The following is an 11,821-nucleotide window of genomic DNA, read 5'->3' on the forward strand; positions in this document are numbered from 1 at the left end:
TCGCCCCGGGGCTCAGCCCTGCCCCTTCTGGCGGACCATGCGCTGATCGCGCAGATCTCCCTTGCCGCGCGCCTTCAGGACCGAGGCGCCGCGGATTTCGAGCACCGGCAAATCCGCCAGCACGTTGACGATCTGGAACATGGTCGGCATCTGATCGAAGCGCGCGGGGGCGAAAGCGATTTCGGCGGCGCCGGTCTGATAGAGCTCGACCCTGCTGGCGCGGGCCGGCGTCGGGCTCAGCATCACCCGGGTGCGGGCCTCATGCGGCTCTTCCCGCCCCATCGGCGGCATATAGGCGTAGTGCAGCACGCCATCCGATGCCACGGGCGCCGGCGGGGTGGCCGGCCGCAGCCCGCTCAGACGCAGGCGGAAGAATTCGAACCCGTCCCAGCTGGCACGGCAGGTCCGGCTGTCGCCCACCACCAGCGGTTCGGGCAATTCGCAATAGACCTTGTTGAACCCCAGCTCCTCGCGGCCGCTCAGGATCGGTTCGGCGCGGTTCTCCCACAGGACCGTCAGCAACGCACCGCGCAGGGTCTCCTCCGCGCCGGTGAAGACCACCGGCAGCTTCACCCCCAGCATCGAATAGGACCGCCCGGCCAGCCAGGCCAGATCGTGGAGGATGGTATGTTCCACCGTCACCACCGGCGCCCCGTTCAGGGCGAAACCCGGCGGCAGCAAGGCCTCGAGCCGTGCCGCATCCGACAGAAACCGGACGGTCGTCACCGAAAACGGCGCCTCGGAGCCGTCGAAGACCTCGCCCTCCGGCCCCTGACGCGGCCCCACCGTCGGCCCGAACATCACCGGCATGCGATAGCGGGCGGCGGGATCGAAGCTGAAAGTCATTCCGCCGCTTCCAGCATGCTGGACATCCAGGGACAGTTCGGCGCCCGCACCCCCCGCCGCGCCAGATCGAGCCGCTGCGCCTCAAGCGCGCGACGCGGGCCCTCCTCCATATAGAGCCGGTCATGCCCCCAAAGGCTGGGGCCATCGTGGGTCTCATAGGGCTCCCAGCTGCCGGGATCGATCAGCAGCCCGCCGAACCCGCTTTCGATGAAGAATCCGGAAGGCGAATGGGTGTAAAAGCTCTGCATGTAATCGTTGGTATGGCGCCCCAGCGTAAAGGCCAGCCGGTCGGCCTCGGTCTGCGCCAGATCGTAGCCATGGCCGACATCGTCAAGCATCTGATATTCCACCATGAAGTGGTGAAATCCCTGGGTGCCGGTGCCGGCCATCGCGAAGGAATGATGCCGGGCATTGCAGTGGAAGAAGTAGATCGGGAAGGGTTTGCGGATGTAATCCGACACTTTGAAGCCCAGCAGATCGACGTAGAAAGGGATCAGCCGATCGACGTCCGCCGCCTTCAGCACCGCATGGCCCATCCCCAGCGCACCGGTCTTGAAGCCGCTGATACTGCGGCCGGGCTGAAACGCCTCGGTGGTGATTTGCGGGCCGTGGAACACCTCGATCATATTGCCCTCGGGGTCGCGAAAGCGGATCAGATGCGCCACGAACCGTTCGTCGGCCAAGGCCTGCGGCGCCAGGGCCACCGCCACGCCGGCATTCTCCAGCCGCGAGGCCAGCGCATCCAGCGCCGCGGCATCCGCGACCTCCCAGCCCATGAAGCCGAGCCCCTCGTCCTCGGCCCCGGTGACCACCAGCCGCTGCTTGCGGTCGTCCATCCGGAAGGCCCGTACCTTGTCCCCCCGGTCGACCTGCTGCATGCCCAGAAGCCCGGTGGCATAGCCCGACCACTCCTCGATCCGGGCCGAATTGATGCCGATATATCCAAGCGCGTTGATTTCCATAACGTCCTCCCGATCTGCGTGATCCGTCGCGCGCACCCTGAAAGCATCGGCGCGGCAGGCCAAATGCGACGACCGGCTTGTTCACACCGTGAACGCCATGCAAAGCTCGGTCGGCCCGCGCGCGGGCCTATGGCAGGCTCCGGCGATACCGGAAACGGCCGCGGGCGGAGGAGCGCCCGGGACCGGCAGGACAGGCTCTCTCGCGGGGCCGGGAGGGAGTGAGGAATGACTGTCTATAAGGCGGTTCGCGCATTGGAGCGCGGTCTGACGATTCTGGAAGCGGTGAACGAAAAGGACGGCATGCGCACCCAGGAGGTCGCCGATTACTGCGGCCTGTCCCGCCCCACCGTGTTCCGGCTTCTGGAAACGCTGGAGGCCCAGGGCTTCGTCCAGCAATCGAAATCCGACGGCGCCTGGCATCCGACGCTGCGCTGCAACCTGCTCAGCTGCGGCTATCTCGACAAGGCCTGGGTCGGCCAGCTCGCCATGCCCGAGATGGTGCGCCTGGGCTCGCAGATCCTCTGGCCGATCGATCTGGTCACCCTGGCCGAGGATTCGATGCAGGTGCGCCAGTCGACCCACAAGTTCAGCCCGTTTTCCTTCGACGTCAGCATGATCGGCAAGAAAATCCCCCTGCTTCTGACGGCCGGTGGCCGGGCCTATTTCTCCTACTGCCCCGAGGAGGAACGGGAGGAAATCCTCGATATCCTGCGCCGCACCGGCCAGCCCGACCACAACCTGGCCCATGATCCGCGGTTTCTGGCCAAGATCATCGCGCTGACCCGCGAGCGCGGCTATGGCTTTCGCGCCGAGGAGTTCCGGCCCAAGACCGTCTCGATCTCGATGCCGATCATGAAACACGGTCGGCCGGTGGCCTGCCTGACGGTGAGCGCCCTGAAATCCGCCCTCTCGCTGGAGGAACTGGCCCGCAAGTTCAGCCGCAAGCTGCGCCAGACCTGCGACCGGATCGAGGAGCTGATCGCGAGGTATCCGGACTAGCGCCCCGGGCGCCGCGTTCACCCCGTGGACGGTGCCCGGGTTCTGCGCCCGTTCCGCAGGCACCGCATCTAGGGTGGCGGCAGACCTAAACGGACGGCTGTCATGACCAAGAGAATTCTCACCTGTGCCCTGCTGGGCAACGGAACCACCCGCGCCCTCAATCCGGCGCTGCCGATCACCCCCGCGGAAATCGCCGCCGATGCCATCGCCGCCTGGCGGGCCGGCGCCGCCATCGCCCATATCCATGTGCGCGACCCCGAAACGGAAAAGCCCGCGATGGAGGTCGCGCTCTATGCCGAGGTCGTCGACCGCATCCGCGATGTTACCGACGAGCTGATCATCAACCTGACCACCGGCACCGGCAGCCGGTATCAACCCGCCCCCGGCGCCCCCGGACAGCCCGGGCCGCGCACCAGCCTGTCGCCCCCCGAACGGCGCGCCGAACATGTGGCGGCGCTGAAACCTGATATCGCCACGCTGGACCTGAACACCATGTGGTTCGGCGCCGATGCGGTGATCAATTCGCCCGACAACATCCGCACAATGGCCCGGATCATCCGCGACGCCGGCGCCCGGCCGGAGATCGAGCTGTTCGATTCCGGCGATATCGCACTGCTGAAGGATCTGGTCGGCTCTGGCGATCTGGCGCCCTCACCGCTCTGTTCGATCGTGATGGGCGTGAAATACGGCTTCGCCGCCACCCCGCAGACGCTGGGCTACGCCACCGCGCAGCTGCCGCCGGGCGCGATCTGGACCGGCTTCGCCACCGGCCGCATGGCCTATCCGATGATGGCGGTCTCCGCGATCAGCGGCGGCCATATCCGCATCGGCCTGGAAGACGCCGTCCGGCTCAGCCGCGATACTCTGGCGCCCTCGAATGCGGCGATGGTGGAGAAAGCCAAACGGCTGATCGCGGATCTGGGCTATGAGCTGGCCAGTGCCGGCGAAGCGCGCCGGATTCTGGGGCTGCGGACATGATCGGGCTGACCCTGTTTCATGCCCCGAACGCCTGCTCCGAAGGCATCGCCCTGCTTCTGCGCGTCGTCGGGGTCGCCCATGACATCCGGATCGTCGACCTGTCCCGGGGCGCGCAACGCGCGCCGGACTATCTGGCGGTGTCCCCCAAGGGCAAGGTGCCGGCGCTGCGGCGCCCGGACGGCACCGTACTGACAGAGTTTCCTGCCATCGCCTTCTGGCTGGCGAAACGCTTTCCCGAGGCGGCGCTGATCGGCGACGGGACCGAGGCCGAGACCCGGGCGCTGGAGCTGACGGAGTTCATCGTCTCCAGCCTGCATATGCGCGGCTTCACCCTGATGAAGGTTCCGCAGAAATTCCTGTCCGATCCGGCGGCGCAGGCCGATCTGCGTGCCCATGGCCGGGCCGAGGTGGAACGGGGCCTGTCCCGGCTGGCCGAGGTTCTCGGGTCCCGGCCGTTCCTGCTGGGCCGGTTCGGCATCGCCGATGCGGCGGCCTTCTACGTGCTGCGATGGGCGGAGCAGGAGGACCTGCCCCTGGCCACCGGGCTGCGGGCACTCCTGCGGCGGATCGAAGCGCTCGACCGGCCCGCCCCGTTCACCCCATGAACGACGGCGCGGATTGCCGTGAGTTCGGCGTGGCGCGGATGTTTGTGTCTGCGCGAAACGCCGCTTTTGGGAGGACAAGACCTTGGCATCCTATCCGCAGGACATCCCTGTCGTCATCGTGGGCGCCGGCCCCACCGGGCTGACCACCGCGCTGCTGCTGGCACGCTACGGCGTACGGTCCATCGTGCTGGAGAAAAACGCGGCCCCGATGGACATTCCGCGCGCCATCGTGCTCGACGACGAAGGCGCCCGCAGCTTCCAGACCTTCGGCGCCGACGCCCGCTTCCTGACCGAAACCGTGCTGGGCGACGGGGCCTCCTATATCGACGATGACGGCGGGCTGATCGCCCGCGTCGGGACCGGGCCGGAAATCTACGGCTTCGCCAAGCGTCATTTCATCAACCAGCCGGAGATGGAAACCGCGTTGCGCGGGCTGATGGCCGATCAGCCGCTCTGCGATATCCGCTTCGGCTCGGAGGTCACCGACACGATCGAGACCGGCGATGGCATCACCGTCCGGCTGACCGGCGCCGATGACAGGCCGCAGGAGATCGCGGCGCAATTCGTTGTCGCCGCCGATGGTGGCCGCAGCCCGATCCGCGAGCGGCTGGGGCTGCAGATGGACGGATCGACCTACAGCCAGGACTGGATCGTCATCGATACGATGAACGACCCCGATCAGACCAATTACTCGCATTTCTACTGTTCGAACAAACGGCCGCATGTCTCGGTCCCCGCGCCGAAGGGCGGCCGGCGGTACGAATTCATGCTGCTACCCGGGGAAACCCACGATCATGTTCTGGACGACGGGTTCGTCGAGGCGCTGGTGGAGCCGTTCCGCCCGCTGGCGCCCGCGGATATCATCCGCAAGACGATCTATACCTTCCACGCCCGTATCGCCAGCAAGTGGCGGGTCGGGCGGATTCTCCTGGCCGGCGATGCCGCGCATCTGACACCGCCCTTCGCCGGCCAGGGCATGAACGCCGGTCTGCGCGACGCCACCAACCTCGCCTGGAAGCTCGCCGCCGTGGTGCAGGGCGGCGCCGATGCCGCGATCCTCGACAGCTATGAGGACGAGCGCCGCGATCCGGCCTGGGCGATGATCCAGCTGGCGGTCATCATGGGCGATATCGTCATGCCGATCGACCCCGCGCAGGTCGCCTTCCGCGCCCAGTTGATGGAGGCGCTGAAGCCGTTCCCCGGCGTGCAGGACTACCTGTTGCAGATGAAGTTCAAGCCGCGGCCGCGCTATGCCGACGGCCTGTTTCTGGGGCTCGACGACACCCCCTTCGAAGGCGCCCTCATCGGCGAGATGATCCCGCAGCCCGATGTGACCGCCGCGGGCGCGACGGTGAAGCTCGACAGTCTGCTGGGGCCGGGCTTTGCGCTGATCGCGCAGGATGCCGCCGGCGCCGAAGCACTGGCCGCCTGCGACATCGCCGACTTCGCCGGGCTGCCGCTGGCCAAGGTCTACCTTCCCTACGGCGCGGTGAGCGAGGCGATGGCCGCGGCGATGCCGGCGGATGACCGGGTCCGGCTGCTGCGCACCCATCGCGATCAAATCCTGCTGATCCGGCCCGACCGCTACTGTGCCGCCGCCTTCGAGCCGGCCGGGCTCCGCGCCGGTCTGGCGGCCTACGCCGACCGGCTGCAGACCGGTTGAACCGCCACGACGGACCTGCCGCGCGTTCACACCGTGAACAGAACCCGCGGCGGATTTGTGACCGCCAGGGCACTTGGGCATCTTCCGCCGCATGCGCGGGGGGCCCATCCATCTGTCCGGCCCACGCATTGGAACGGAGCCGGGCCCTGCCCGGCAAGGGGGGAGACATATGCATCACACCATTCACCGAATGACACAGATTCTGGCACGATCTCTGGCGCTGCTGGGCTTCACGGGGCTTCTGATCCTGTCGATCCTGGTGGTGCTGGATATCATCCTGCGCACGGTGGCCGACTATCCGCTGAAGGGCGTCAACGATATCTCCGCCATGGTGATGGCGGTGGTGATCTCCGCCTGCATCCCGCAATCTCTGCTGATCAAGCAGAGCATTTCCGTCGATGTTCTGGGCCAGTTTCTGGGCGGCCGGGCGGAGCTGCTGCTCAATGCCGTCGCCAGCCTCGCCGTGCTGGTCTTCTTCGGACTGCTGGCCTGGCAGTTCGTGCCCTATGCCGCCTCGGTCAGTGCCAGCGGCGAACGCACCTGGGTGCTGCAATGGCCGGTCGGTCCCTGGTGGTATGTCGCCACCGGCTGTTTCATCGTCTCGGCGCTGACCCAGGCGATGGTGCTGATCGACGACATCATCTCTGTCGCGCTCGGCCGGCCCTGGGCCGCCGGCAGCACCCCCATCGACGGGAGCCTGTGATCATGGATCCGCTTACCGTCGCCGGCATCGGCTTCGCGCTGATGTTCGCGCTGATCGCGCTGCATGTCCCGATCGGCATTGCCATGGGCTTCGTCGGTGTCGGCGGCTTCGCCTTTATCGTCGGCTGGCAACCGGCGCTGTCGCTGCTGGCCAGCGAACCCGCCGCAACGCTGACCAACCTCAACCTGGCGGTGATCCCGCTCTTCATGCTGATGGGCAACCTGGCGGCGGCGGCCGGGCTGGCCAATGACGTCTATAACATCGCGCATGCCTTCATCGGTCACCGCAAGGGCGGGCTCGCCACCGCCACCGTGCTGGGCAGCGGCGGCTTCGGCGCTGTCTGCGGCTCCGGCGTTGCCACCACCGCCACCTTCGGCCGCGTCGCCCTGCCCGAGATGCTGGAGCGCGGCTATGCCCCCTCCCTGGCCTCGGGCGCGATCGCGGCGGGTGGCACGCTGGGCATCATCGTGCCGCCGTCGACCATCATGGTGCTCTACGCCATCCTGACCGAACAATTCGTCGTCGACCTGTTCACCGCGGCGCTGATTCCGGCGCTGCTGGCGGTGCTGCTCTATGCGCTGGCGGTCCGTGCCACGGTGACCTTCAACCGCAGCGCCGCCGCCGAGATCGCGCCGCTGAGCTGGCGGGACCGCCTTGCCGCGCTACGCAAAGGCTGGGGCGTGGTGCTGCTGTCGGTGGTTGTGCTGGGCGGCATCTACGCCGGCATCTTCACCGTCAACGAGGCCGCCGCGGTCGGCGTCGTGGTCTCCTTCGTCTTTCTGCTCGCCCGCAGGGGGCTCGACGTCAAGGAACTGACCGCCATCCTGGTCAGCGCCTCCACCGCGACGGCGATGATCTATGTGATGGTCTTCGGCGCCACCATCTTTTCCTACTTCATGACGATCACCGATGCCCCCGCCGTCATCGTCGATGCCATCACCGCGATGGATCTGCCGCCGCTGGGAGTGATCGTGATGTTCCTGCTGCTCTACATCGTGCTGGGAGCGTTCTTCGACGAGGTGGCGGCGATGATCATCACCATCCCCTTCGTCATCCCGGTGGTGCAGCATCTGGGCTTCGATCTGGTCTGGTGGGGCATCATCAACGTCATCGTCATCGAAATCGGGATGATCACGCCGCCCATCGGCATCAACGTCATGGTGCTGAACGCGATGCGCCGGGATATCGCCCTGCCGCAGATCTACAAGGGCATCTTCCCGTTCTTCATCGCCGACATGATCCGGCTGGCCATCCTGGTCGCCTTCCCCGCGCTGACGCTGTGGCTGCCAAGGCTCCTGCAATAGGTGGCGTTCATCTGATGAACGTTGCCGGCAAATCGCAACACCCCGCCATCCGGGGGGCCTAGGACTCCCCCACGTTTGGAACACCCGGGAACATTAGGGAGGAAACATGTTCTACAAAACGCTCGCATCCGCCGTGGTCGCCGCCTGCATCGCCACCGGTGCCACCGCGGAGACCCTGCGCTTTTCCAGCATCGAACCGCCGGTGGCCTTTCTGACCTCCAAGGTCTTCTCGGCCTGGGGCAAGGCCGTCGAGGACGCCACCGCAGGCGAGGTCAAGGTCAAGATCTTCGCCGGCGGTACCCTGGGCCGATCGCCGGCACAGCAGCTGAAGCTGGTCGAGGATGGCGTCGCCGACGTCGCCTTCATCGTGCCGGGCTACAATCCCGGCGTCTTCCCCGGTGTCATCGTGGGCGAGCTGCCCTTCGTCGTCCCCTCGGCCAAGGCCGGGTCGTTGGCAATGTGGTCGGTCTACGAACAGGGGCTGCTGGAGGGGGATTTCGACAAGTACAAGATCATCGCGCTCTTCACCAGCTCGCCGCAATACGTCGCCTCGAAACCCGAAATCCGCATGCCCTCCGACCTGCAGGGGCGCAACTTCCGCGCCTCCTCCCCCAGCCTGCTGGCGGTGATCGAGGACATGGGCGCCGTGGCGGTCGGCGGCATCACCGGCCCCACCGTCGCCGAAAGCCTGTCGCGCGGGGTGATCGAAGGCTCCTTCAACGAATGGAACGCGATCAAGAGCTACCGGATCGCCGATGCCATCGATCATGTGCTGGAGGTGCCGATGGGCACCAGCCCGCTGATGATCGTCATGAACAAGGCCAGGTTCGAAGGCCTCTCGGAGGCGGCACAGGCCGGGATCGACGCGGTCTCGGGCGCCACCTTCGCGACCGCCTTCGGCGATGCCTTCGACGCCCAGATCGCCGCCACCCGGGCCGATTACGTCGCCCAGGGCCGGATCGCCATCACCGTGCCCGATCGGGCCACGCTCGACGCCTGGAAAGCCGCCTCGCAACCGGTGATCGACGACTGGCTGGCCGCGGCCCCCGGGCGTCCGGCGCTGCTTGCCGCCTATCGCGCCGCCATCGGCGAGTGAGCTCCAACCGCGCCCCGGCGGGGTCGCGGCACATATTTCTGACCTCAGGAAAGGACATACCATGCGTCTCGTATCGTTCAGACGTTCCGACGGAACCGCCTCTTTCGGCCTCATCGAGGGCGACCGTATCAAGGATTGCGGCGCCGCGCTCGCCGGCCGCTATGCCGACCTGCGCGCCGTATTGGCCGCAGATGCCCTGCCCGAGCTCGCCGCCGCCAAGGGCCCCGTACTCGCCATGGACGCGGTCGAGATGCTCTCGCCCGTTCCCAACCCCGACAAGATCCTCTGCATCGGGCTCAACTACCTCAGCCACATCAAGGAAACCGGCCGGGAGAAGCCGAAATACCCCTCGATCTTCACCCGCTACCCCTCCTCGGTGCTGGGGCATGAGGCCAGGCTGATCCGCCCCAGAGCCAGCGAGAAATTCGACTATGAAGGGGAACTTGCGGTGATCATCGGCAAGCCGGGCCGCCATATCCCGGAGGCCGAGGCCTGGGATCACATCGCCGGCTACGCCTGTTTCAACGACGGATCGATCCGCGACTACCAGGTCCACACCTCGCAGTTCTGGCCGGGCAAGAGCTTCGACGACACCGGTTCCATGGGCCCCTGGATCGTGACACCGGACGAGATCGCGGATATCGGCGCCGCCCGGCTGGAAACCCGGGTCAACGGGCAGAAGGTACAGGACACGCTGATCAACGACCTGGCCATCACCATCCCCGAGATCATCGCCTATTGCTCGACCGTCACCAGACTGCTGCCGGGCGATATCATCGCCACCGGCACGCCCGGCGGTGTCGGCCGGTTCCGAGAGCCGCCGCTCTATCTGAAGGCGGGCGATGTCTGCGAAGTCGAGATCGCCGGGGTCGGGCTGCTGAGGAATGGCGTCATCGACGAGGCCTGACCCGGCCGGAGCCGCGACAGACGAAGGGCCCGCCAAACTGGCGGGCCCTTTGCCGATGCAAGCCGGCCGGGCCGGATCAGCCCAGCGGCAACCGCTGGCGAACCAGCGTGGTCCAGTAGGAACAGCCCCAGGCGATCACCTCGTCGTTGAAATCATACATCGGGTGATGCAGCCCGGCAGAAGGACCGTTGCCGACGTTGATCATCGCCCCCGGCACCTCGTTGAGCATGAAGGAGAAATCCTCTCCGCCCAGGGTCTGCGGCATGTCCAGATGCACGTTGTCGACGCCCGCCACCGCCTGCGCGGCCTGCGCCGCCAGCCCGGTTTCACGCTCATGGTTCACCGTCACCGGGTAGTGGCGGGTGTACTCCAGCTTGCCCTCGCCGCCATAGGCCAGCGCGATATGTTCGACCATCGCGCCCAGCCGGCTTTCGACCATGTCGCGCACCTCTTCGCGCAGGGTGCGCACGGTGCCGGTCAGTTCCACCGCCTGCGGGATCACGTTGAAGGCATTGCCGGCGTGGATGGTGCAGAGCGAGACCACCGCGCTGTCGATCGGATCCTTGTTGCGCGAGGTGATGGTCTGCACCGCTTGCAGCAGCGCCCCGGCGACCGGCAGCGGATCGATGGTCTGCTCCGGCCGCGCGGCGTGACCGCCGCGACCGGTGATGGTGATCTTCACCTCGTCGACCGAGCCCATGATCGGCCCCGGTGCGAGGGTGAAATGGCCCACCGGCAGGTTCGGCCGGTTATGCATGCCGTAGACCTCGTCGCAGGGCCAACGGGTGAACAGCCCGTCCTCGATCATCGCGCGGGCGCCGGCGCCGCCCTCCTCTGCGGGCTGAAAGATCACGATCACGGTGCCGTCGAAGGCGCGGCTTTCGGCCAGATGCTTGGCGGCGCCCAGCAGCATGGTGGTGTGGCCGTCGTGACCGCAGGCATGCATCTTGCCCTCGGTCTTCGAGGCCCAGGGCTTGCCGCTTTCTTCATGGATCGGCAGCGCGTCCATGTCGGCGCGAAGCCCGATGCTGCGGCCCGAAGCGGCGCTCTGGCCGCGGATCACGCCGACCACGCCGGTCTTGCCGATGCCTTCGTACACCTCGTCGACGCCGTATTTACGCAGCGCCTCGGCCACGGTCCGGGCGGTGCGCGGCAGATCGTAGAGCAGTTCCGGGTTCTGGTGCAGATCGCGGCGGAATTCAGTGAGTTCGGCGACCTCCTTGGCCACCCAGTTCTCGACAGCCATGGATCAGGCTTCCTTCTTCTTCATGCGGTAACGGAAATCGCAATGTGACGCACCTTTCATGATGGTCTGGGTGCGGGTCATCTCGATCTCCGGGTTGTAGCCGATGCAGAAATCGCCATCGCGGTTGCACGACAGCAGGTGGCCGATATCGCCGATCCCCATGTCGCGGTACATCTCGGCATAGCGGCAGCGGGTGACGTTGAAGTCCATCTTCTCCTCGGAGGCTTCCAGCGTCTCGATCCTGAGCGCGTCCTCGCGGGTCCAGGCTGGCTGGATGGCGGCGAAATCGGTCAGGTCCGGGGCATGCCCCAGCGCCTCGGCCAGCATCTGGCCCTGTTCGATGGCGGATTTCGAGCAGGCGGCACCGATCACCGCCTCCGCCTCCTCGCGGCCCGAGCGTTCGGTGATCACGTCGAGTACATGTTTGAGGATCATCGCCTCGATCTTGCGGCGCAGCAGGATCGGGATGTCGTTGAGATCCATACCTTCGGTTTCGGCCATGGGGAGGTCTC

The 11,821-nt window shown here is 66.6% G+C and carries 12 protein-coding genes; 8 read left to right on the forward strand and 4 right to left on the reverse strand.

Annotated features, from left to right (window positions below):
• Positions 1 to 12: 12 nt before the first annotated feature.
• Positions 13 to 846: an acetoacetate decarboxylase family protein gene (locus tag QO033_RS14125; protein WP_284481623.1), complete on the reverse strand. Its 834-nt coding sequence runs from the start codon at positions 844 to 846 to the stop codon at positions 13 to 15.
• Complete coding sequence (locus QO033_RS14130) at positions 843 to 1,808, reverse strand: VOC family protein (protein WP_284481624.1); 966 nt, start codon at positions 1,806 to 1,808, stop codon at positions 843 to 845. Before QO033_RS14130 ends, QO033_RS14125 begins: the two co-directional genes overlap by 4 nt.
• Before the next feature lie 225 nt (positions 1,809 to 2,033).
• On the opposite strand from QO033_RS14130, the gene QO033_RS14135 reads away from it, so the two are divergent.
• The 8 genes from QO033_RS14135 (at position 2,034) to QO033_RS14170 (ending at position 10,063) form a co-directional block, all read left to right on the forward strand.
• Positions 2,034 to 2,807: a helix-turn-helix domain-containing protein gene (locus QO033_RS14135; protein WP_284481625.1), complete on the forward strand. Its 774-nt coding sequence runs from the start codon at positions 2,034 to 2,036 to the stop codon at positions 2,805 to 2,807.
• Positions 2,808 to 2,909: 102 nt separating this feature from the next.
• Positions 2,910 to 3,785, forward strand: coding sequence for a BKACE family enzyme (locus tag QO033_RS14140; protein WP_284481626.1), 876 nt, complete (start codon positions 2,910 to 2,912; stop codon positions 3,783 to 3,785).
• On the forward strand, positions 3,782 to 4,390 hold the full coding sequence (locus QO033_RS14145; protein WP_284481627.1) for a glutathione S-transferase family protein: 609 nt from the start codon (positions 3,782 to 3,784) through the stop codon (positions 4,388 to 4,390). Before QO033_RS14140 ends, QO033_RS14145 begins: the two co-directional genes overlap by 4 nt.
• An 82-nt stretch (positions 4,391 to 4,472) precedes the next feature.
• Complete coding sequence (gene mhpA / locus QO033_RS14150) at positions 4,473 to 6,053, forward strand: bifunctional 3-(3-hydroxy-phenyl)propionate/3-hydroxycinnamic acid hydroxylase MhpA (protein WP_284481628.1); 1,581 nt, start codon at positions 4,473 to 4,475, stop codon at positions 6,051 to 6,053.
• Between the two features lie 190 nt (positions 6,054 to 6,243).
• On the forward strand, positions 6,244 to 6,756 hold the full coding sequence (locus QO033_RS14155) for a TRAP transporter small permease (protein ID WP_284481629.1): 513 nt from the start codon (positions 6,244 to 6,246) through the stop codon (positions 6,754 to 6,756).
• Positions 6,757 to 6,758: 2 nt separating this feature from the next.
• Entirely contained in the window at positions 6,759 to 8,060 is a 1,302-nt protein-coding gene (locus tag QO033_RS14160; RefSeq protein WP_284481630.1) for a TRAP transporter large permease, read from the forward strand.
• A 106-nt stretch (positions 8,061 to 8,166) separates the two neighbouring features.
• Entirely contained in the window at positions 8,167 to 9,156 is a 990-nt protein-coding gene (locus QO033_RS14165) for a TRAP transporter substrate-binding protein (protein ID WP_284481631.1), read from the forward strand.
• 61 nt (positions 9,157 to 9,217) lie between these two features.
• The gene (locus QO033_RS14170) at positions 9,218 to 10,063 is read left to right on the forward strand and encodes a fumarylacetoacetate hydrolase family protein (protein ID WP_284481632.1); all 846 of its coding nucleotides are present in this window, start codon (positions 9,218 to 9,220) and stop codon (positions 10,061 to 10,063) included.
• A gap of 76 nt (positions 10,064 to 10,139) precedes the next feature.
• Here the strand turns inward: QO033_RS14170 and QO033_RS14175 are convergent, their stop codons facing one another.
• Both QO033_RS14175 and QO033_RS14180 read right to left on the reverse strand, forming a co-directional pair.
• Positions 10,140 to 11,309 (reverse strand): M20 aminoacylase family protein, encoded by a 1,170-nt coding sequence (locus tag QO033_RS14175; protein ID WP_284481633.1) that lies wholly within the window; start codon positions 11,307 to 11,309, stop codon positions 10,140 to 10,142.
• 3 nt (positions 11,310 to 11,312) lie between these two features.
• On the reverse strand, positions 11,313 to 11,810 hold the full coding sequence (locus QO033_RS14180; protein ID WP_284481634.1) for an L-2-amino-thiazoline-4-carboxylic acid hydrolase: 498 nt from the start codon (positions 11,808 to 11,810) through the stop codon (positions 11,313 to 11,315).
• Positions 11,811 to 11,821 lie beyond the last annotated feature (11 nt).

The sequence above is a fragment of the Pseudodonghicola flavimaris genome (genome assembly GCF_030164425.1).
In the GTDB taxonomy this organism is placed as follows: Bacteria; Pseudomonadota; Alphaproteobacteria; order Rhodobacterales; family Rhodobacteraceae; genus Pseudodonghicola; species Pseudodonghicola flavimaris.

Excerpts from the sequence above, each read along its gene's own strand:
- QO033_RS14125 (WP_284481623.1), bottom strand. The coding sequence starts at position 846 with ATGACTTTCAGCTTCGATCCCGCCGCCCGCTATCGCATGCCGGTGATG.
- QO033_RS14130 (WP_284481624.1), bottom strand. The coding sequence starts at position 1,808 with ATGGAAATCAACGCGCTTGGATATATCGGCATCAATTCGGCCCGGATC.
- QO033_RS14135 (WP_284481625.1), top strand. The coding sequence starts at position 2,034 with ATGACTGTCTATAAGGCGGTTCGCGCATTGGAGCGCGGTCTGACGATT.
- QO033_RS14140 (WP_284481626.1), top strand. The coding sequence starts at position 2,910 with ATGACCAAGAGAATTCTCACCTGTGCCCTGCTGGGCAACGGAACCACC.
- QO033_RS14145 (WP_284481627.1), top strand. The coding sequence starts at position 3,782 with ATGATCGGGCTGACCCTGTTTCATGCCCCGAACGCCTGCTCCGAAGGC.
- QO033_RS14155 (WP_284481629.1), top strand. The coding sequence starts at position 6,244 with ATGACACAGATTCTGGCACGATCTCTGGCGCTGCTGGGCTTCACGGGG.
- QO033_RS14160 (WP_284481630.1), top strand. The coding sequence starts at position 6,759 with ATGGATCCGCTTACCGTCGCCGGCATCGGCTTCGCGCTGATGTTCGCG.
- QO033_RS14165 (WP_284481631.1), top strand. The coding sequence starts at position 8,167 with ATGTTCTACAAAACGCTCGCATCCGCCGTGGTCGCCGCCTGCATCGCC.
- QO033_RS14170 (WP_284481632.1), top strand. The coding sequence starts at position 9,218 with ATGCGTCTCGTATCGTTCAGACGTTCCGACGGAACCGCCTCTTTCGGC.
- QO033_RS14175 (WP_284481633.1), bottom strand. The coding sequence starts at position 11,309 with ATGGCTGTCGAGAACTGGGTGGCCAAGGAGGTCGCCGAACTCACTGAA.
- QO033_RS14180 (WP_284481634.1), bottom strand. The coding sequence starts at position 11,810 with ATGGCCGAAACCGAAGGTATGGATCTCAACGACATCCCGATCCTGCTG.